Raw genomic sequence first — 20,149 nt, 5'->3', positions numbered from 1 at the left:
GTTAAACTAAATTATGGATTTTCGCATACTGAAGAAGCATGATCGTTTTTGCATCTTTAATTTCCCCGGAATCAATCATCTGCATTGCTTTACTGAAAGATAGTTCTAAAACTTCTATATTTTCCTGTTCTTTATCAAGTCCGCCGCCTTCACTGACCTTCATAGCGTCTGAATAAGAAGCTACAAAAAAATACAGTATTTCTGTAACCGAACCCGGAGACATGTAAACCTCCATTATTTTTTTAACATCAGTAATACTATAACCGGTTTCTTCTTCAGTTTCTCTTCGTATACAATCTTCAGGTTCTTTTTCATCAAGCATCCCTGCGCAAGCTTCAATCATAAGGCCATCGTCATTTCCATTAAACCAAGTAGGCAAACGAAATTGTCGGGTTAGGATTACTGTACTTTTATCCTTATTATAAAGCAAAATCACAGCACCATTGCCACGATTGTATACTTCACGTTCCTGAGTTTGCCAGACTTCATTTTTAAGCTGATATTGATATTTTACTTTATTTAGTTTTCCCCAATTATCCGACAATAGGATTGAAGATTCTATTTTTACCTTTTCTGACATTTTATAAGTCTAATAGTGTTAAATTATATCACTTAAAAACGATTCAATAGTACATATAGTATTTAACCACAATAATTATTCACAAAACTATTTTATTTACCTGCATTGATGTAAATAAAATAGTAAAACTTCTATATTTACGGAAAATAAAATTTCCATAACCAAATGAAAAAACTATTAATCTGTTTATTACTGGCTGTAGCCTTTAACATGAATGCTCAGGATAAATCTGTGCCATTATCTATTAAAAATTTCGAATTATATTCAATTCTAAAAAAAGGAACTACATTTAAAGATTTTCCCGCACTACCTGAAAATGTAACCGAACATTATGTTGGGGGTGAACTTCAATATACACAGGCTGAAACTGAAAAATTTACTTTAAAAATTATGGCCGACGGCGAATTCAGATTCAAAATGAAAAAGCCTGCGGTATCATTCGTTGATCAGACTTACTACATAAGATTCCCAAATAATACTGTATTTGGATATGTAATGCAGACGAGAAAAGATGGAGTTATAATTGCAACGGTTTATCAGGGAGAGAAATCAGTATATACTGGAGAAGTAAAAAAATAAACACTCATTGAAATGAAAAAAATAGACCAATTTGGTCTATTTTTTTTACATAATCTATATGTGAATTATTATTCATAATATAAATACTACAAAAAAAATAATAATTTTATTAAAATTAAGCCAAATAAAGCATAAGTTAAGACAAGTACTAAATATATCTCACGTTTTTAGACTAAAACAAAGACTATTCACTATATTTGGATACGAAAAAACCTAACTATATGAAAAATTTATTACTTGTAATGTTACTTATAATTACCTGCACCGGGACAGCGCAGAGTAATTTAAGTAAGCAAAAAGAAGTTGACATATCTGTCAAGCTTCAAAACTGGATGAATGCTATAAAAAAGAATGAATTTTTTAGCTTTATCGAAACTACTCCAAAGAAAATGATAGAAGTTTATGATTGCAATGGAGCTGTTGATTATTATAATATCAAAGGAACGAATTATACAGTTGAATTCAGAGCTAATAATATAATTGTATTTCATGAAGGAAATAAATTTTACCTTACAATGATAAACAATGATTTTGTAGGCTACGGTTGTACGCTTGATACAAGAGAAAAGAGAATGACAACATATTATTTTCAAAACAATAAGATTGTTAAGAAACTTGTAAGTAACTACAGTATATAACATTAGAATAATTAGAGCGGATTATTTCCGCTTTTACTACATGTATATTTGACTTATAATGTATATTATGTAAAATAATAAATTAAAGTTCTACTGCTATATCTTCAGTAAATATTAAAGCGCATCCTTTAATTCAAGAATGCGCTTTAACTATGCTTATTTGCTATACCTATTTAACTGAAACTGGAATATCTAAATTCTCCCAGCTTAAAGTAATATTGCTTTTATTGATTGTATAAACAAGACTTTCATTCATCTTATCAGATTTTTTTGTTTTAACTTTTACACGTAATGCTTCATTAGATTCAACATGCTCATGAGCTCCAATTTTTGGATCTTTACCGAAAATTACTATTGAGGATTCTTTCTCCGGAATTACATATACAGCATATTTACCTGCAGCAAGTTCTTTTCCTTCAATTTTTAAAGCCTTATCAGTTTCTAAAGTTGTTGGTGCATTTGCACCGGCACGCCAAACTTTTCCGTATGGAACTAATTCTCCCCAAATTGTTCTTCCTTTTACGAAAGGACTACTATAGTTAATTGTTATGTTAGCACCATTGATTACGCCTTTTGCCGTAGCTGGTGGACTTGCAGGTTTTTTATCCTGTGCTATTGATAATGTTGTAAAAAAAATTGCTGCAATCAGCATTGTGCATTTTGTTGTGAATTTCATTTTATATTTATTAAGATTTGATTTTGTAAATTTAAAGAAGATTCTTTCATTTATGAAATTTTAACAAACCTTTGGGGATTTACTGTAAGCTTTTTTCTTTCATAAAATAACAAAAAGCATTACTTTTAAATCTCATTTGTCAAACTATGAAAAACCCTGTTGCCCAAAGCATTGCTGATTTCCTGAAACACTTTCCTCCTTTCGATACATTGGAAAACACTGAATTATTAGCCATTGCCGAATTTTCAAAGATTATCTATCTCGATAAAAATGAAATATTATTTAAAGGTGGCGATAGCCTTCACACTGACTTTTATATCATAAAAAGTGGTTCAGTTGGGCTTTCTATAACTTCTGATGCCGAGGAAACACTGATTGATAAATGTGACGAAGGTGATATATTGGGACTTAGGCCATTTTTTGCTAAAAATGATTATTTGATGACGGCTAAAGCAAGAGAAGAATCTATTATTTGTGCAATTCCCATCTCCCCTTTCCAAACCTACATAAATACTAACCAAAATGTTCTTGCCTTCTTTTTGGAAAGTTTTGCCTCGCAGACACGTAATCCTTATGATAAGGAACGTAAAGGCAAACTTATCACTGAAAACATGATATTTACCGACCAGGTTGCTGATATTCAATATTATCAACCGATAAAATATACCAAAAACCCAATTACAGCGAATGCTGACGATGTTCTTAAGTTTATTGCAAAAACAATGGCCAACAGCGCTATTGGAAGTGTGATAATCGAAGAAAACCAATTACCTATAGGAATTATAACAGACAGGGATTTAAGAGCTAAGATTGCTACAGGTCAATTTTCTATTGATGTCGATGCCCGAACAATCATGAAAAGCCCTGTTATAACCGTTCCGGAAAATATTTCTGTTGCTGAAGCACAAATGGTCATGCTTAAACATGGTGTGGGTCATTTATGCGTTACCAAAGATGGCAGCAATAAATCGGCAATTACGGGTATAATAAGTGAACATGATGTTATTGCAGCACAGTCAAATACACCAGGTGTTTTATTAAAACAGACACGCAGAGCAGGTAATGCGAAAGAGCTCAAATATATAAGAGAAAAGATTACTGATCTGATCCAGAATTCTATTGATACCAACATCCCTATTTCACACATTTCAAATATTGTGGCAGAGATAAATATTGAACTTACCCGAAGAGCGATTGAACTGTCGGTTGAAAAAATGGGTACTCCTCCACCGGTACGTTTTACCTGGGTTAACATAGGAAGCCAGGGCCGTAAAGAACAATTGCTAAAAACAGATCAGGATAATGCCCTTATATTTGAAGATGTTGAGCCTGAGATATATGATAATGTAAAAACGTATTTTTTAGAGCTGGCTGAGATTGTAAATGAATTTCTTGAAAAAGTAGGATATGAGCCCTCTCCTACCGGACTGTTAGCAAGCAATTCACTATGGTGCAAGTCATTGTCTGGATGGATAAAACAATACAATAGCTGGATAAATACACCTGCAGAAAAAGGTGTTGAACTAAGTACTACTTTTTTTGATTTTGATTTTATATACGGGGCACCGGATATTGAAGATGCTCTTGTAGCCAATATTCTTCATAACATGGGGCATAATAAAAAGTTTTTCGGTTTTCTTGCTGCTGATACATTAAAAAATCCTCCGCCCTTAGGCTTTTTCAGGCAGTTTCTGTTAGAAAATGAAGGCGAACATAAAGACAGTTTTGACATTAAAAGCCGCGCACTTGAACCTCTTATAGATGCTGCCAGAGTTTTAGCTTTGAGCCATAACCTGCTAGAAATCACGAACACATATCATCGTTACAAGAAACTAGCTGAACTTGAACCTAAAAATGCAGAACTGTACGATGAATGTGCGGAAGCATTCAATACACTTATGCGTTTTAGAACAGAAGAAGGTTTGACAAATGATTCCGATGGTAAGTATTTAAATATTAACGACCTATCAAAGACAGATAAAGTAAAGCTTAAAAATTGTTTTGAGCCTATTAACGAAATCCAGGACATCATTAAAAACCGTTTCCCAATAACTTATATCAATTAATTATGGCATTTGACTGGCTGACAGGTAACACTTTACCCCAATTTTGGAAAAATTACATCTCCCTGTTTGATAGTGATCAGGAGTCTCAACAAAAAAGATATGTCATTTTTGACATGGAAACAACCGGACAAGACTGGAAAGAAGATGTAATACTATCAATTGGGGCACTTGGGATTGCCAAAAATGCTATTATAATTGGTGATTTCTTCGAAGTCATCCTATTACAGGAAAAATTCAATTCGCAGCCATTGACAACTAAAGGAGTCATAAAGGAAAGTGCTGAAAAAGTTGTAGAAGCTGAAGCTATGATTCGCTTCCTTAATTTCGCCAGGGATTCAACACTGGTTGGGCATAACATAAATTTGGATATTGAAATGATTAATCAGGCATTGAAACGTCTTGATTTAGGCAGGATAAAAAATCCAATTATGGATACTAATGTTCTCTTTCAACGCTGGAAGGGCTTGCCTGAAGATTCTCAATCAAGCCTTGATGAAGTATGTGATGCCCTGAAAATTAAAAAAAATGAAATGCATACCGCTTCCGGTAATGCATACATTACTTCTCTTATTTTTTTGAAACTGAAAAACAAATTAAGCATTCACGACTAAAGTTGTGTCCTTTTGTAAAATATGTAATCAGTTACAATAGGTTCAATCCCATGCTGTTTAAAATCAGTTGCAATTTGTGCTCTATGATAGGTAGAATGATTAATGCAATGGAAAAGCATATCCCTGATGCTATTTTCGAAAGAAAGACCTTTGGTATTGGTATATGTGATTTTTTCTTTGAAATCACGATTTTGAACTATCTCTAACGATGTTTGATAGTTTATTTCATTGATCGCAAGAAGTTCCTGAATTGGGCGGATATCCCACACTCCTGTTTCAATTTTTATATTATTTATTCTCGCGTTCCATATTTGCTGTGCATTAACAGTATGGTTGATAAGCTGTATAGACTTGTGCGGAGTATTATTAGGTAATGCATTTATAACCTTATTATTGAACTCATAAGTGTATTCAAACAATTCTTTAAAAAATGGTATCATGATTATTTACAATTAGTATCAACAAATATGTATTTTTTTATAGGAACACACTGCACGAGTTCCATTTGGGTCTCAGGAGTATTAGCCAAACTGTAAACCATTGTTATAAGTCCGTTTGGTAAATCATAACCTTCTTTTATCATTTGAAACAGCAGATCATTAGGCTTTACCAACAGAAAATCAAGCTCTAATTTATTTTCAGTCAAATAATGCAAGGGTAAAAGATTGTATTTTTTTATTTCTTTCTTATTTAACGGGGTCATAACGAAATGTCCATAGCTGGATGCATTTATAAGAGTATCTTTCATTCTCTCATACTTATAATCTGTGAGCTTCGGAATATTTTTCTTTCCTGAATAGGGACACCTTAAACTGATTGCTTCGACAAAAAAGTCTTCTTTTACTATCGTGCCATAATAGTAGGTTCCATCAGCTAATGAAACCATCATATTGTAATCATTTTTACCTTCCCATACTGTAAAAAGAACATCTTTGTCTTTTGAGTTCAAAAACCAATAGGTACTATATGTTTTCTTATGTACTTTATCAATCGTTTTGTATTCCACTACATGATCGAATTTAAATTCTTTCTGGGAATAGCTGAAATAACTTATAAGCAGAAAAGGGAGCAATAAAAAATAGTTTCTCATTGAGTGTAAGGTTTTATGTACATACTAATTTAAACCTTTTATCAATAAATCTTAGAATAGTTTAAAAAAAAAGCAGCCCTTAGGCTGCTTTAATATATTATAGTTTTCCATCTTTAATCTCGTTTACAATTTCAGGATTCAATAATGTAGAAGTATCACCAAAATTAGAGAAATCCCCTTCGGCAATTTTTCTTAGTATTCTCCTCATTATCTTTCCCGATCGTGTTTTAGGAAGACCTGATACAAACTGTATTTTATCCAGTTTTGCAATTGGTCCGATATGGCTTGATATATGTTCGTTGATTTCTTTTTTCAGGTTTTCCCTGTCACGCCCTGCACCAGACTCTTTAAGAATAATAAACCCATAAAGAGCATTTCCTTTTATATCGTGAGGAAATCCAACAATTGCCGACTCAGCTACAGCAGGATGCTCATTAATAGCATCTTCAATAGGAGCGGTACCTAAGTTATGTCCTGATACGATAACAACATCGTCTACCCTTCCCGTTATTCTGTAGTAGCCTACTTCGTCACGTAAAGCACCATCACCTGTAAAATATTTACCCGGAAAAGTAGAGAAATATGTTTCTTTAAAGCGTTGATGATCTCCCCATATAGTTCTTGCCATTCCCGGCCATGGAAATTTGATACACAAGCTTCCTACAACCTGGTTGCCTTCAATTTCGTTACGCAATTCATCCATAAGTACCGGCTGAATTCCCGGTAACGGCAATGTAGCATACGTTGGTTTTGTAGGAGTTACAAAAGGAATTGGCGATATCATGATCCCACCCGTTTCTGTTTGCCACCAGGTATCTACGATAGGCGATTTCTTTTTCCCAACATGATCATTATACCAGTGCCATGCTTCTTCATTAATAGGCTCTCCAACAGATCCGATAACTTTAAGAGTACTAAGATCATGTTTATCTACCCATTCCGAATTTTCTTTTGCTAACGAACGTATAGCTGTTGGTGCAGTATAAAACTGAGTAACTTTATGCTTATCTATAACCTCCCAAAAGCGACCGAAATCAGGGTATGAAGGTATACCTTCAAATAGTACGGTTGTAGCCCCGTTTAGTAATGGTCCGTATAAAATATAAGAGTGCCCCGTTATCCAGCCAATATCTGCTGTACACCAATACACATCATTTTCTTCGTATGCAAAAATATTCTTGAAAGTATATGCCGTATGAACCATATATCCAGCAGTAGTATGCAACATCCCTTTAGGTTTCCCTGTAGATCCAGATGTATACAATATAAATAAGGGATCTTCAGCATCCATGATCTCGGCAACATTATTAGGTATTGCAGCATCTAGTAAAGGCTGTAGCCACTGATCACGGCCTTCCTGCATATTTACGGCAGAATTGGTTCGCTTAACAACCAACACCTGCTCCACGCTCGGACATTTTTGCAGCGCTTCATCAACAATGCTTTTTAATTCGATAGTTTTGTTCCCTCTATATCCTCCGTCAGACGTAATGACCATTTTACAGCCGGAGTCATTAATTCTGCTTGTTACCGCAGAAGCAGAAAAACCGGCAAATATAACCGAATGTATCGCTCCTATCCTTGCACACGCCAATACAGCAATAGCAAGCTCAGGTATCATTGGCAGGTAGATACAAACCCTGTCTCCTTTTTTAATGCCCTGCTCCCTTAGTACGTTTGACATTTTAGCAACCCGATCATACAATTCATTATAAGTAATATGAATCGCATCTTCATCAGGATTATTGGGTTCAAATATTATGGCTGTTTTTCCGCCCCTTTTAGCTAAATGGCGGTCTATACAGTTTTTTGTGATATTAACTTTTGCATTAACAAACCACTTTACTTCAGCTTCCTGCATGTCAAATTCTACAACTTTATCCCATTTTTGGTACCATGTAAAATTCTCGTCGGCTATTTTATCCCAAAACTTGCGTGGTTCGCGTACAGATTTATTATAATGCTTAAAATATTGTTCTAGATTCTTTACCTGATAATAACTCATTTCTTGTGTTGTTTTTTGGATTGTTCAACTCGTAGTGTAAATATACAATCCTTAATTATTTCTTTTAAAGTTTTACGCTTAAAATAGGTCTAAATTGTATCATATTCTCCTTTAAATGCGAAATACCCAAATGTTCCCAACCCGATTACAATAAGAGGTGTGAGGATAAACAGAATGATAATCCCAAAAACAAGATCATCCTGCTTTCCTGATACCAGTTTTGGCCATCCGAACTCAACAATACAAAACCAGGCAGCGATAACTGCAAGAATCATCCAGAATAACCCCAGTAGCCTTTTTAATGTTTTCATACTTAATCGTGTTTGTTATTGTTTTTAGTTTTCAGATAGACCATCCCTATTATAAAACTGATTCCTCCAATAATAATAGGATACCAGAGTCCATTCAGATAAAATTCAGCATCACCGGCATCTTTTGCTGATGATACTAAATATGTAGAGACAGCCGGAAGCAATCCTCCAAAAATACCGTTACCCACATGGTATGGCAAAGACATTGAAGTGTAACGGATCCTGACAGGAAACATTTCTACCAAAAATGCTGCAATGGGGCCATAGACCATGGTTACAGATATAACCTGAATAAAAACCAGAAAAATTAGTCTCCATTTATCAGCTGCGCCAACAGTTACAATAGTTGTCACATCTTCTTTCCCTGTTTTAGCATTCACTTTTTTGACCTGATTCCACTTGGTACCATCTGTATAAATTTTAAAATCATCGTGGTTTTTACCAGATTCACCGGTTACAGTATAATTCCCACTATCAATTATTTCAGTTTTTAAAGTAATGTCTGTGGTCTTGTACATTTCTTTATAAATAGGCCTGTACAGGCAGATTGCTGCCAGCATACCCGTCATCATTACCGTTTTTCTACCTATTTTATCGCTGAGCCATCCAAAGAAAACAAAGAATGGTGTTGCAAAGAGCAATGCTATTCCTAATAATCCATCAACCTGAGAAGATTCGACATTCATAACTGTTTTCAGAAAGCTCATGGCATAAAACTGCCCCGTATACCATACTACGCCCTGCCCCATTGCAGCACCAAATAATGCAAGCAATATGAATTTGAGATTATAACGGTTTCCAAAACTTTCCTTTAAAGGATTAGTACTCGTCTTGCCTTCAGATTTAGCTTTTGAAAATTCGGGTGATTCATCCATTTTTTTGCGAATGAAATAAGAAACCACGACCATAAGTATCGATATCCAGAACGGAACCCTCCAGCCCCATTCATCAAAGGCTTCCTCTGTCAAAACTTCTCTGGTAACGAGTATGACCATTAGTGAAATGAACAGTCCAAAGGTAGCTGTTGTCTGTATCCATGAGGTCCAATAACCCCGTTGGCCTTTAGGAGCATGCTCGGCTACATAAGTTGCAGCACCACCATATTCACCTCCTAGTGCCAGTCCCTGTAGCAGGCGCAGCAATAAAACAAGCAATGGAGCAAAAAAACCGATTGATTCATAGCTCGGTACGCAACCGATAAGAAATGTTGCTCCTCCCATTAGCAGCAAGGTGACCATAAAAGTATATTTCCGTCCAATCATGTCCCCCAGCCTTCCAAAGAATAATGCGCCGAAAGGACGCACAACAAAACCTGCTGCAAACGTAGCAAGCGTTGATAAAAAGGCAGCTGCAGGATTATCTGAAGGGAAAAATTTAGTGGAAATCACAACGGCAAGACTCCCGAATATATAGAAATCATACCACTCTATTAGTGTTCCCAGTGACGATGCAGTAATAACTTTCCATATTCCCTTAGTAGATTTATCTGTCATAATTGGTTTATTGATTGCGATAAAAATATAAAAACGTTTTGGTAGTATTTTATAGAATATTGTATTTATATGGTACGTTTTTTACATAATCATAATTTTTTATATCCTCAGTAACTAACCTGTAAATCAGCTTTAATAATAGTTTTAATTCAAAAATTATTTGAAAGATGGCATTTTGTAACAAAAATGTTTAAAATCTGACCGCTAATTTTCTTTTATTTGCAGTATTCATTTTTTGAAGATTATGAAAATAGACCCGGCACATACAAGCCAGAAAGATGTTTACAAGATCCTTACAGGATCTGTAATTCCACGCCCTATCGGATGGATATCCACGATAAGTAAAGACGGCATCCTTAACCTTGCCCCTTTTTCTTTTTTTAATGCTGTAGGCGAAGATCCGCCTCATGTAATGTTCTCTACTGTGCGCAGCGGAAACGTTAATAAAGACACACTTAATAACGTGTTGGAAACAAAGCAGTTTGTTGTCAATATGGCTACTGAAGAACTGGTTGAAGCTATGAATGCCTCATCAGTAAACATGCCGCCAGAAGGCAATGAGTTTGCGTATGCCGGACTTACACCAATTGCATGTGACCTGATTAGCCCGCCAAGGGTTAAAGAAAGTCCTATTTCATTTGAATGTGAACTGGTACATCACTACAGCCTGGAAGGACATAAAGATGGCGGGGCAACCATTATGGTTGGCCGCATAGTAATGTTTCATGTAGATGAGTCAGTGCTACTGCCGGATTATAAAATAAACATGGATACATATCGCCCAATAGCACGTCTTGCGGGCAATAATTATTCTAAACTTGGAGAGATTTTTTCAATTAAAAGACCTTTTATATAAATGAAAGTAACAGTTATAGGCGGAGGCCCCGGCGGATTGTATTTCTCAATCCTTTTAAAGAAGGCTATGCCTGATTGTGAGATTAATATATACGAACGCAATAAAGCTGACGATTCATTTGGTTTTGGAGTAGTATTCTCTGACGAAACCCTAAGTGAATTCCTTACACGCGACCCTCAGTCGTATGACCTTATACGTACAAAGTTTGCCTATTGGGACGAACTTGATGTAGCCCGTGATGGCGAAAAAGTACGCATTACCGGTAATGGCTTCTGTGGTTGTTCGCGTAAAACATTATTGCAGCTATTACAGCAACGCTGCCGAGAAGAAGGTGTAAATCTTCATTTTGAGGCTAATGTAGATGATTTGAGTCAATTTGCAGATTCAGATATCATTGTAGCTGCAGATGGTATCAACAGCGGCATTCGTGAAAAATTTGTTTCTGATTTTGGCACAAAGACCGAAATGAAAAGCAATCGTTTCGTTTGGATGGGTTCTACCCGCCCTCTCGACTCATTTACCTATTTCTTCCGTACAACACCTTACGGATCATTCGTAGCACACACCTACCAGTATGAAGAAGGCATGAGTACATGGATCTTTGAAACTACTGATGAAACCTGGCAGAAAGCCGGATTCAGCGTGACTGATGAGGAAGATACAATCAAGAAGCTATTAGACATATTTAAAGAAGAGCTTGATGGTCACGGATTGATATCAAACCGTTCACACTGGAGGCAATTCCCTGCCATTACCAATAAAAACTGGAGTAAAGACAATATAGTGCTTTTGGGTGATGCCAAGGCTACCGCCCATTACTCTATCGGTTCCGGAACTAAGCTGGCTATGGAATGTGCTATTGCACTGGCTGATTCGGTTATAAAACACAAAACGGATACACAGGCAGTATTCGCTAATTATGAAAAACTGCGCCGTAACCGTGTTGAGATGATTCAGCATGCTGCAAATGTTTCGCTTGACTGGTTTGAACACATGGACAGGCATATTAAGCATCCTTTCCAGCAGTTTGCCTTCAGCGTTATGACAAGGGCAAAGAAAGTAACTTTTGAAAACCTTGCACTTCGTGATCCTTCATTCCCACAAAAAGTGCAGGCAGAATTCAATACAACAACCGGCAAACCGGCAATTACATCTCCGGCTTTCACTCCTTTTACTTTAAAAGGAATGACAGTTGATAACCGTATTGTTATGAGCCCTATGGAACAATATTCTGCAAAAGACGGCCTTGTTTCAGACTGGCATCTTACACACTATGGTTCACGTGCTACAGGAGGAGTCGGATTAATTCTAACCGAAGCTACGGCAATATCTTACACCGGAAGAATAACTTTAGGATGTCCGGGTATATATACTGAAGAACAAACAGTTGCTTGGAAACGAATAACTGATTTTATTCACCAAAACAGTACTTCAAAAATTGGAATACAATTGGGCCATTCCGGACGAAAAGGTGCTGTACAATTCCCTTGGGAAGATGCATCAAGTCCTATAGAGAATGCCTGGGAACTCATATCAGCATCTCCTATTCCATTCAACAGCAAACTGGCAACTCCGGGAGAAATGAACCTTAGCGATATGGACACCATTACTCTTGAGTTTGTAAACGCTGCTCGAAATGCTGACAAAGCCGGATTTGACATGATAGAGCTTCAGGCACATCATGGTTTCCTGTTAGCCTCTTTTCTTTCTCCGTTAACGAATATCCGTACAGATGAATTTGGCGGAAGCATTGAAAACAGGCTTAAATTCCCAATTAGGGTATTCAGGGCAATGCGTGAAGCATTTCCGCAAGACAAACCTATGAGTGTACGTATATCGGCATCTGATTGGGCTGAAGGCGGCATTACTGAAGAAGATGTAATTACAATAGCCAAAGCATTTAAAGATGCAGGTGCAGATATCATTAACGTTTCCACAGGACTAACTGTCGAAAATCAAAATCCTGCTGTGGGCAGAATGTGGCAAACCCCATTCTCTGACATGGTACGCAATGAAGCTGATGTACCTACGATTACCGCCGGATACATTCAGGATATTGACCAGATAAACACCATCTTACTAAACGGACGTGCCGATCTGGTAGCACTAGGTAAAACATTATTGCTTGATACATCGTTTGTACGTAATGCTCAGGCATACGAGCAATTTAACGCAACCGATTTGCAATCGGTAGGCATACCAAAACAATATATGTCTGCGGCATCACACCACTACCCTTACAAGGCAGGTGAACGCAAGGCTCTTGAAGGAATGAAAAAAGCATTAAAACCGGTAACTCATAAAAAGTAACAACACATTAGTGATGAAACATTACGATGATAATTTTGCACACAACCATCTGCCACACGCATCTTTGCAGGCAGAATGCTTTACAGGACATCCGGATTTTGAGTTCCCGGAAGACCTGAACTGTGTGGAAAGGCTTTTGGATAGGCATATTGCCGAGGGTAACGGTGACAGGGTTGCTATACGCACTTTTGAAACTACATGGACCTATAATGACCTTTTTGAAAAAGCCAATCAAATAGCGCATGTACTTACCGAAAGTCTTGATTTCAAACCCGGAAACAGGGTGCTCATACGTTCGGCCAATAATCCAATGTATGTAGCCTGTTGGTTCGGAATATTAAAAGCCGGAGGTATTGTTGTAGCGACTATGCCCCTACTTCGCGAAAAAGAATTAAGCGTAATGGTTGAAAGTGCTGAGATATCTCATGCTTTTTGCGACTACAGGCTTGAAGATGCCATGATGGAGGTGAAATCTCCTTTCCTGAAACACGTTATAACTTTTGACGGTTCAGGTGAAGGCATTTCAAAACTTGAAACGCTTATGGGCAACAAGCCGACAGCGTTTAAGAACTACCCGACCAAAGCAGACTCGCTTTCGATCATAGGATTTACATCGGGAACGACAGGGAAACCTAAAATGACTTCGCATTATCACAAAGATATATTGCTGATTTGTGAGGCTTTCCCTCAGTATTCCCTTCAGCCAACGGCTGATGATGTGTTTACAGGAAGCCCACCATTAGGATTCACCTTTGGCCTTGGCGGAATGGTATTGTTCCCTTTTTATTATGGTGCATCTACAGTACTTTTAGAAAAACCATCGCCTGAATTGCTATTGCAGGCTATCCAAGACTTTAAAGTGACCATTTGCTTTACCGCTCCTACCGCATGGCGTGTTTTGACAACCAAAACAAATGAGTTTGATATCTCTTCACTCCGCAAATGTATATCGGCTGGAGAAACATTACCATTAAAAGTTTGGGAAGACTGGTATGAAGCCACAGGACTTAAAATAATCGATGGTATAGGCTCAACCGAAATACTGCATATCTTTATATCCTCAAACGAGGAAAATATGCGTAAAGGTGCTACAGGATTACCTGTACGTGGTTACGAAGCCAAAATTGTAGACAAAAAAGGTAATGAAGTAGAAACCGGTACACCTGGCCGACTTGCTGTTAGAGGCATAACAGGCTGTAAATACCTTAACAGCCCAGATAAGCAAAAAGAATATGTAGAAAATGGCTGGAATATTACCGGAGATATCTTCCGCAAGGATGAAGACGGTTATTTCTGGTTTGTAGCCCGTGGTGATGATATGATTATTTCTTCAGGCTATAATATTGCTGCTATTGAGGTAGAAAGTGTGCTGCTTACCCACGAAGACATTGCAGAATGTGCTGTAGTAGGCCTTCCCGATGAAAACAGAGGTATGCTGGTTTGTGCCTACATCGTATTAAAAGATAAGGAAAAAGCTTGCGACTCTTTGACCAAAACCATACAGGATTGGTTTAAGCAGGTTGCAGCACCTTATAAATATCCACGTGAGATTCGCTATATGGATTCACTTCCTAAAACGGAAACAGGCAAGATCCAGCGATTTAAACTTAAAACAACGTTACAAGCATAATGGAAAATGCATTTATAAAAAAAGAGAAAGTCCGCTTTCAGCATGTGGATTACGCAGGAATAGTATTTTATCCTAGATTTTTGGAGATGCTGAACTGCCTTGTAGAAGACTTTTATGAAGAAGCGCTTGATATGCCATTCAAGAACATTCATAAAACGGGCGGAATTCCAACGGTCGACCTGAAAATACAGTTTAAAAAGGCTGCACGCCTTGGCGATGAGTTGACAAAATATTTCTGGATCAAAAATCTTGGCGGTTCGTCAATGAATTGTGGGTTCAAATTTGAGCATGAAGACGGTTCTGTTTGTCTTGAAGGAGAGGTAACACTTGTAAAAGTAGATTTCCTTAACGACAGAGGCGATATAAAAGCGAGTCCGTTTACAGATGAAATGAGATCCATATTAGAAAAATACAGAATTCAAAATTAAGAATATGTTGAATTTACAAAAATTTAAAGCCGCTGCAGTACAGGCCTCTTCCGTATTCTTAGACGTAGATGCTACTGTAGACAAGTCAATATCTATTATTAAAGAAGCTGCCGGCAATGGTGCCTCCTTAGTAGCTTTCCCTGAAGTGTTTGTCGCGGGTTATCCGTATTGGAACTGGATCATGACACCGGTACAAGGAAGCAAATGGTATGAAAAGCTGTATGTGAACTCAATAACAGTTCCGGGACCTGAAGTGGACCGTATTTGCGAAGCTGCAAAAGAAAATAACATTCATATCGTTATTGGTGTTAATGAGCGTGGACAAAGCTTTGGTGAGCTTTACAATACAAACCTGATCATCGATAATAAAGGTAACCTTATTGGAAAGCACCGAAAACTGGTTCCCACCTGGGCTGAAAAGCTTACGTGGACCGGAGGCGATGGCTCATCATTAAAAGTATACAATACTGAAATTGGCCCTATCGGTACATTAGCTTGTGGTGAGAATACAAATACCCTGGCACGTTTCACACTCCTTTCTCAAGGAGAACTGATTCATATTGCAAATTATATTTCACTGCCTGTAGCACCTCCTGATTACGATATGGCTGAAGCCATAAAGATTAGGGCAGCTGCACACTCTTTTGAAGGAAAGCTTTTTACGATAGTATCGTGCTCAACTATCACTAAAGAGATTATCGATGCAATGAAAGAAGACGTACCAAATGCTGAGGAACTGCTTACACGTAAAAATAGTGCTTTCTCTGGTATTATTGGCCCTAATGGCTCTGTTATAGGAGAACCGCTTATTGATGAGGAAGGTATAGTATATGCCGATATTGATCTTTCAAAATGCATCCAGCCAAAACAAATGCATGACATTTTAGGGCATTACAACCGTTTTGATATTTTTGACCTTAGGGTAAATACAGCCCCAAGGAAAAACATTACTTTTATAAACAATAACGACACCGAATAACTTCAACTAATACCATTAGTATGGATTCAAAATATGACGATAGCGTACTAGGCAGAGCCCGTGTTCAGGACACTCCCGAACTGGAAGCCTATTACAAAGAGCTTGAAAGTCTTGGTGCGGGAGCACTCTGGACAGTAGCCAATGATATTGAGCCGTGGGAACCAAGAACTTCATCTGTTCCTATGCTTTGGAAATATGAAAACCTGCGTGAACTGGTGCTGAAATCTTCAGAACTGGTTACTCCTGAACAGGCTGGCCGACGTGTTGTTTATCTTGTAAATGATAAACGTAAAGACGTTAGTGCTGCCGTGGGATGGCTATATACCGGAATCCAGGTTACACGCCCGGGTGAAAGCACATCGGCACACAGGCACAAAGCTTCTGCCCTTCGTTTTATCATGGAAGGTGAAGGCGGATATACGGTTGTCGATGGTAACAAGATCATGCTTGAAGTCAATGATTTTGTAATAACCCCTAACAGTACCTGGCATGAACATGGTGTTGAAGAAGGCGGAAAAACCTGCATCTGGCAGGATGGCCTTGATATTCCACTTGTAAATGCACTTGAGGCCAACGATTATGCCGTTTATGATGGCAAACAGCCATTAGTTGCTCCTGTTAACCATTTACCCATGACGTATGGTGGCGGTGCAGGTGTTGTTCCTGCTGATATTGCATGGGACAAGCCTTACTCTCCCCTTTTTAAATATTCATGGAAAAAAGTATACCCAGCTCTATTAGAAGCTGCCAAGGTTAACGAAGGTTCTCCTTTTGACGGTATCCTTATGCATTATACAAATCCTGTTACAGGTGGGCATGTAATGCAGACTATGGGAGCATCTATACAGCTGCTTCGTGCCGGAGAACACACCAAAGCCCACAGGCACACCGGATCTTTTGTATATCAATGCGCTAAAGGACATGGTTATTCAATTATAGCCGGTAAGCGTTTTGACTGGAAAGAGCGTGATATCTTCTGCGTACCGTCATGGGCATATCATGAGCATGTGAATCTTTCTGAAACAGAAGATGCATGTTTGTTCTCATTCAACGACCTTCCTGTTATACAGTCATTAGGATTGTACCAGGAACAGAACCATCCGGAAGGAAACCAAAAAATAGATTAATACAGAATAACGACATAATTACAACAAACGGATAATGAAATTAGTTACTTATAGAATTAACCACACTCCTGCCCGCTTAGGTTTTATTGATGAGCAGATGATTATTGATGCTGAAAAGCTTGGACACATAAAACAAAGTCCACTTCCTGATAACATGCTTGACTTTATTGATCTTGGTATTGAGGGCATCAACCACGCTGTTCGCCTTATCAATACAGCTACGAAAGAAGAACTTTTAGATTGTTCTATTCCATTGGCAAATGCAACACTTTTGGCTCCAATTCCAAAGCCGCGTAAAAACATCTTTGGTATCGGCCTTAACTATACAGAGCATGTAGCTGAATCGGCTCGTACACTTGACACATCAAAAGACCTGCCGCAGGAACCGGTTATTTTCTCTAAGCCTACAACTGCTGTTACAGGTCCGGATACTAATATCATCCACAACCAGAAAATTACTAAACAACTTGACTGGGAAGTTGAGCTTGCTGTGATCATTGGTAAGGGAGGTAAAAACATTACCAAAGAAAATGCAATGGACCATGTATACGGTTATACTGTTATAAATGATATCAGCGCACGTGACTGCCGTCGAGCAGGACAATGGATCGTTTCTAAAGGACAGGATACTTTTGCTCCTATGGGCCCGGTATTGGTTACCCGTGACGAGATTGCTGACCCACATAACCTTAACCTTCGCCTTACTGTAAATGGTGTTGAAAAACAGAATTCGAATACAAAGTTCATGCTTTTCAATATCGAAGACCTTATACATGATCTAAGTACAGTATTTACACTTGATACTGCTGACATTATCGCTACAGGAACTCCTGCAGGTGTTGGCGCAGGAAGAAGTCCGCAGGAATTCATGTGGCCGGGTGACGTGGTTGAAGCTACAGTTGAAGGCATAGGAACAATAAGAAATACGATTGTAGATTCTGAAGAGGTGAAATAATATTTGAAATGACTAAGAAAACATATAAAATAGGCCAGATAGTACCAAGTTCAAATGTTACTATGGAAACCGAAATCCCTGCATTACTACGTTCAAGAGAAACAATTTCACCTGAACGATTTACTTTCCATTCAAGCAGAATGAGAATGAAAAAAGTGACCAAGGAAGAACTTGAAGCAATGGATGCACAGAGCCTTAAATGTGCTCAGGAATTATCAGATGCACGTGTCGACGTCATGGGCTATGCATGTCTTGTTGCTATCATGAGCATGGGACGCGGTTACCACTGTGTATCTGAAACTAATCTTTACGAAGAAACTGTAAAGAATGAAGCTCCGGCTCCTATTGTTACCAGTGCAGGTGCTTTGATCAACGGACTGAAAGTGTTAGGTGCTAAAAAGGTAGCTGTTATCACACCCTATATGAAACCGCTTACCCAGTTGGTTGTTGATTATATCGAACACCAGGGATTTGAAGTCGTGGACTTTATTGCTCTTGAGATTGCTGACAACCTTGAAGTTGCGGCTCAGAACCCTATGAACCTTCTTGACATTTACAAACGTCTTAACCTGGAAGGTGTTGATGTACTTGTTGTTTCGGCATGTGTACAAATGCCTTCACTTGAAGCAATTGACGCTATTGAGAAAGAAATTGGCATCCCTGTTACATCAGCAGCTGTGTGTACAACTTATGAAATGCTTAAAAAGCTTGGCCTTGACACTAAGGTACCAATGGGCGGTGCTTTGCTAAGCGGAAAATATTAATATGAAAAAATTCTTCACCTTATTTTTTATAGCGTTTGCCTTAACCTTAAGTGCACAGCCAATTGCTAAAAAAGAACTTATAGGTAAATGGAAGGCCATTAGTACAGGTGCCATTCAAAAAATGGAGCAATCAGAACTTAAAGAACTAAAGACAATGTTTGCAAACAGTACATTTAGTTTTCTGGATAATGGCAAATTTTTAATTACACTTCCTGAAGATAAACAAGGTATGGAGGAAATGTTTGCCAATACTTTATGGATTTATGATGAAAACACGGCAGTCATTAAAATTGGCACACAAAAGGACAACTTTAGCATTATGGCTATAAAAGCAGTGAAAAGTAAAGGGAAATTTTGCTTTTCACTATTAGAATCGGGTATAAAGCTGGAAGTAGTTAAACAATAATATGGATCCTCTCTAGATTTTACAGAACGTTCTATTATATGTTGATTTTATATTTATTATTTTTTTCTCTTTTATGAGAGTTAGATCTAATTAATGTGGGACTATTGATAATAATTCCGGTTATACATATTAACATTAGTATAAGAAAGATTGAAAAATACAGAACTCCATTAGCGTCATCGAAATTTGGAAAGTCCAATATAAGATAGCAGAGTGAAACAAGTAAAGCAAGCACTGAAATAATAAAACTAAATATTCTCATAATCCTGTATTTATTGGTTAATTAATACATTAACAATTGAAAGGACTATCTACGTTAGTTCTTTCAGTTTTTAATTGTTTTTCATCATTATTTGAGTAGTGTAAGGTGAATTAAAGGATTAACCTTTATTAATTGCTTTATAAATTTACAAAAAAAACTTAAGCAAAAGTTAATAGTATGTAAATATGTGTTAAAAAAATAAATACATCTTCTGAGTCAATGATTGAAAACCCAGTAAATAAGGGAGTAATTATACCTGTGATGTTAAATCTAATCATTTAACATCGTTTTAAAAGTATTTGGATGATTTATATTGAAATTGCATCAGCAATCCAAAGAAGAGTAAAATGAACTGGAAAAATTTAAAATTTAAGACTAAAGCT

The 20,149-nt window shown here is 37.4% G+C and carries 20 protein-coding genes; 13 read left to right on the top strand and 7 right to left on the bottom strand.

The window, feature by feature from the left end; translation table 11 throughout:
• Position 1 precedes the first annotated feature (1 nt).
• Positions 2 to 580, bottom strand: a complete 579-nt coding sequence (gene nudK / locus ACX0HA_RS06880) for a GDP-mannose pyrophosphatase NudK (RefSeq protein WP_458844535.1) — start codon at positions 578 to 580, stop codon at positions 2 to 4.
• Positions 581 to 745: 165 nt separating this feature from the next.
• On the opposite strand from nudK, the gene ACX0HA_RS06875 reads away from it, so the two are divergent.
• Both ACX0HA_RS06875 and ACX0HA_RS06870 read left to right on the top strand, forming a co-directional pair.
• Positions 746 to 1,159 carry a hypothetical protein gene (locus ACX0HA_RS06875; RefSeq protein ID WP_458844534.1) on the top strand — a complete coding sequence of 138 codons (414 nt, stop codon included), beginning with the start codon at positions 746 to 748 and terminating at the stop codon, positions 1,157 to 1,159.
• A 221-nt stretch (positions 1,160 to 1,380) separates the two neighbouring features.
• A complete protein-coding gene (locus tag ACX0HA_RS06870) occupies positions 1,381 to 1,797 on the top strand; it encodes a hypothetical protein (RefSeq protein WP_458844533.1) in 417 nt (138 codons plus the stop codon).
• A gap of 169 nt (positions 1,798 to 1,966) precedes the next feature.
• Here ACX0HA_RS06870 and ACX0HA_RS06865 read toward each other — a convergent pair whose 3' ends face one another.
• On the bottom strand, positions 1,967 to 2,473 hold the full coding sequence (locus tag ACX0HA_RS06865) for a DUF2911 domain-containing protein (RefSeq protein WP_458844532.1): 507 nt from the start codon (positions 2,471 to 2,473) through the stop codon (positions 1,967 to 1,969).
• 146 nt (positions 2,474 to 2,619) lie between these two features.
• Between ACX0HA_RS06865 and ACX0HA_RS06860 the strand changes: the two genes are divergently transcribed.
• On the top strand, positions 2,620 to 4,539 hold the full coding sequence (locus ACX0HA_RS06860; protein WP_458844531.1) for a DUF294 nucleotidyltransferase-like domain-containing protein: 1,920 nt from the start codon (positions 2,620 to 2,622) through the stop codon (positions 4,537 to 4,539).
• A gap of 2 nt (positions 4,540 to 4,541) precedes the next feature.
• The gene (locus ACX0HA_RS06855) at positions 4,542 to 5,150 is read left to right on the top strand and encodes a 3'-5' exonuclease (RefSeq protein WP_458844530.1); all 609 of its coding nucleotides are present in this window, start codon (positions 4,542 to 4,544) and stop codon (positions 5,148 to 5,150) included.
• Here ACX0HA_RS06855 and ACX0HA_RS06850 read toward each other — a convergent pair.
• The 5 genes from ACX0HA_RS06850 to ACX0HA_RS06830 form a co-directional block, all read right to left on the bottom strand.
• Positions 5,147 to 5,590, bottom strand: coding sequence for a DinB family protein (locus ACX0HA_RS06850; RefSeq protein WP_458844529.1), 444 nt, complete (start codon positions 5,588 to 5,590; stop codon positions 5,147 to 5,149). The two genes, ACX0HA_RS06855 and ACX0HA_RS06850, sit on opposite strands and share 4 nt — an antisense overlap.
• A 2-nt stretch (positions 5,591 to 5,592) precedes the next feature.
• Positions 5,593 to 6,240, bottom strand: a complete 648-nt coding sequence (locus ACX0HA_RS06845) for a hypothetical protein (RefSeq protein ID WP_458844528.1) — start codon at positions 6,238 to 6,240, stop codon at positions 5,593 to 5,595.
• Between the two features lie 97 nt (positions 6,241 to 6,337).
• Positions 6,338 to 8,245, bottom strand: a complete 1,908-nt coding sequence (gene acs / locus ACX0HA_RS06840) for an acetate--CoA ligase (protein WP_458844527.1) — start codon at positions 8,243 to 8,245, stop codon at positions 6,338 to 6,340.
• Between the two features lie 89 nt (positions 8,246 to 8,334).
• Complete coding sequence (locus tag ACX0HA_RS06835; RefSeq protein WP_458844526.1) at positions 8,335 to 8,556, bottom strand: DUF6814 family protein; 222 nt, start codon at positions 8,554 to 8,556, stop codon at positions 8,335 to 8,337.
• Between the two features lie 2 nt (positions 8,557 to 8,558).
• Positions 8,559 to 10,049, bottom strand: coding sequence for an MFS transporter (locus ACX0HA_RS06830; RefSeq protein ID WP_458844525.1), 1,491 nt, complete (start codon positions 10,047 to 10,049; stop codon positions 8,559 to 8,561).
• Positions 10,050 to 10,293: 244 nt separating this feature from the next.
• Here ACX0HA_RS06830 and ACX0HA_RS06825 point away from each other — a divergent pair, with 244 nt between their 5' ends.
• Genes ACX0HA_RS06825 through ACX0HA_RS06785 form a run of 9 tightly spaced genes read left to right on the top strand, consistent with a single transcriptional unit; the run spans position 10,294 to position 19,504 of the window.
• Positions 10,294 to 10,905 (top strand): flavin reductase family protein, encoded by a 612-nt coding sequence (locus tag ACX0HA_RS06825; protein ID WP_458844524.1) that lies wholly within the window; start codon positions 10,294 to 10,296, stop codon positions 10,903 to 10,905.
• Complete coding sequence (locus ACX0HA_RS06820; RefSeq protein WP_458844523.1) at positions 10,906 to 13,215, top strand: oxidoreductase; 2,310 nt, start codon at positions 10,906 to 10,908, stop codon at positions 13,213 to 13,215.
• Between the two features lie 13 nt (positions 13,216 to 13,228).
• The gene (locus ACX0HA_RS06815; RefSeq protein ID WP_458844522.1) at positions 13,229 to 14,845 is read left to right on the top strand and encodes an AMP-binding protein; all 1,617 of its coding nucleotides are present in this window, start codon (positions 13,229 to 13,231) and stop codon (positions 14,843 to 14,845) included.
• The gene (locus tag ACX0HA_RS06810) at positions 14,845 to 15,273 is read left to right on the top strand and encodes an acyl-CoA thioesterase (protein ID WP_458844521.1); all 429 of its coding nucleotides are present in this window, start codon (positions 14,845 to 14,847) and stop codon (positions 15,271 to 15,273) included. The genes ACX0HA_RS06815 and ACX0HA_RS06810 overlap by 1 nt, the downstream gene beginning before the upstream one ends.
• A 4-nt stretch (positions 15,274 to 15,277) precedes the next feature.
• A complete protein-coding gene (locus ACX0HA_RS06805) occupies positions 15,278 to 16,252 on the top strand; it encodes a carbon-nitrogen hydrolase family protein (RefSeq protein ID WP_458844520.1) in 975 nt (324 codons plus the stop codon).
• A 20-nt stretch (positions 16,253 to 16,272) separates the two neighbouring features.
• A complete protein-coding gene (locus ACX0HA_RS06800; RefSeq protein WP_458844519.1) occupies positions 16,273 to 17,379 on the top strand; it encodes a cupin domain-containing protein in 1,107 nt (368 codons plus the stop codon).
• Positions 17,380 to 17,413: 34 nt separating this feature from the next.
• Positions 17,414 to 18,334, top strand: a complete 921-nt coding sequence (locus ACX0HA_RS06795; protein WP_458844518.1) for a fumarylacetoacetate hydrolase family protein — start codon at positions 17,414 to 17,416, stop codon at positions 18,332 to 18,334.
• A gap of 8 nt (positions 18,335 to 18,342) precedes the next feature.
• Positions 18,343 to 19,098: a maleate cis-trans isomerase family protein gene (locus ACX0HA_RS06790; protein WP_458844517.1), complete on the top strand. Its 756-nt coding sequence runs from the start codon at positions 18,343 to 18,345 to the stop codon at positions 19,096 to 19,098.
• Position 19,099: 1 nt separating this feature from the next.
• Positions 19,100 to 19,504 (top strand): hypothetical protein, encoded by a 405-nt coding sequence (locus tag ACX0HA_RS06785; RefSeq protein WP_458844516.1) that lies wholly within the window; start codon positions 19,100 to 19,102, stop codon positions 19,502 to 19,504.
• Positions 19,505 to 20,149 lie beyond the last annotated feature (645 nt).

The organism is Flavobacterium hauense (assembly GCF_054457175.1).
Note: the sequence above shows the minus strand (reverse complement) of the source record. Positions and strands in the feature narration are given on the sequence as shown.

What these genes read in the sequence shown, in the direction of transcription:
- ACX0HA_RS06850 (WP_458844529.1), bottom strand. Translation starts at nt 5,590, where the DNA reads ATGATACCATTTTTTAAAGAATTGTTTGAATACACTTATGAGTTCAAT.
- ACX0HA_RS06800 (WP_458844519.1), top strand. Translation starts at nt 16,273, where the DNA reads ATGGATTCAAAATATGACGATAGCGTACTAGGCAGAGCCCGTGTTCAG.
- ACX0HA_RS06830 (WP_458844525.1), bottom strand. Translation starts at nt 10,049, where the DNA reads ATGACAGATAAATCTACTAAGGGAATATGGAAAGTTATTACTGCATCG.
- ACX0HA_RS06860 (WP_458844531.1), top strand. Translation starts at nt 2,620, where the DNA reads ATGAAAAACCCTGTTGCCCAAAGCATTGCTGATTTCCTGAAACACTTT.
- ACX0HA_RS06855 (WP_458844530.1), top strand. Translation starts at nt 4,542, where the DNA reads ATGGCATTTGACTGGCTGACAGGTAACACTTTACCCCAATTTTGGAAA.
- ACX0HA_RS06865 (WP_458844532.1), bottom strand. Translation starts at nt 2,473, where the DNA reads ATGAAATTCACAACAAAATGCACAATGCTGATTGCAGCAATTTTTTTT.
- ACX0HA_RS06845 (WP_458844528.1), bottom strand. Translation starts at nt 6,240, where the DNA reads ATGAGAAACTATTTTTTATTGCTCCCTTTTCTGCTTATAAGTTATTTC.
- ACX0HA_RS06785 (WP_458844516.1), top strand. Translation starts at nt 19,100, where the DNA reads ATGAAAAAATTCTTCACCTTATTTTTTATAGCGTTTGCCTTAACCTTA.
- ACX0HA_RS06825 (WP_458844524.1), top strand. Translation starts at nt 10,294, where the DNA reads ATGAAAATAGACCCGGCACATACAAGCCAGAAAGATGTTTACAAGATC.
- ACX0HA_RS06820 (WP_458844523.1), top strand. Translation starts at nt 10,906, where the DNA reads ATGAAAGTAACAGTTATAGGCGGAGGCCCCGGCGGATTGTATTTCTCA.
- ACX0HA_RS06805 (WP_458844520.1), top strand. Translation starts at nt 15,278, where the DNA reads ATGTTGAATTTACAAAAATTTAAAGCCGCTGCAGTACAGGCCTCTTCC.
- ACX0HA_RS06810 (WP_458844521.1), top strand. Translation starts at nt 14,845, where the DNA reads ATGGAAAATGCATTTATAAAAAAAGAGAAAGTCCGCTTTCAGCATGTG.
- ACX0HA_RS06835 (WP_458844526.1), bottom strand. Translation starts at nt 8,556, where the DNA reads ATGAAAACATTAAAAAGGCTACTGGGGTTATTCTGGATGATTCTTGCA.
- ACX0HA_RS06795 (WP_458844518.1), top strand. Translation starts at nt 17,414, where the DNA reads ATGAAATTAGTTACTTATAGAATTAACCACACTCCTGCCCGCTTAGGT.
- acs (WP_458844527.1), bottom strand. Translation starts at nt 8,245, where the DNA reads ATGAGTTATTATCAGGTAAAGAATCTAGAACAATATTTTAAGCATTAT.
- ACX0HA_RS06790 (WP_458844517.1), top strand. Translation starts at nt 18,343, where the DNA reads ATGACTAAGAAAACATATAAAATAGGCCAGATAGTACCAAGTTCAAAT.
- nudK (WP_458844535.1), bottom strand. Translation starts at nt 580, where the DNA reads ATGTCAGAAAAGGTAAAAATAGAATCTTCAATCCTATTGTCGGATAAT.
- ACX0HA_RS06815 (WP_458844522.1), top strand. Translation starts at nt 13,229, where the DNA reads ATGAAACATTACGATGATAATTTTGCACACAACCATCTGCCACACGCA.
- ACX0HA_RS06875 (WP_458844534.1), top strand. Translation starts at nt 746, where the DNA reads ATGAAAAAACTATTAATCTGTTTATTACTGGCTGTAGCCTTTAACATG.
- ACX0HA_RS06870 (WP_458844533.1), top strand. Translation starts at nt 1,381, where the DNA reads ATGAAAAATTTATTACTTGTAATGTTACTTATAATTACCTGCACCGGG.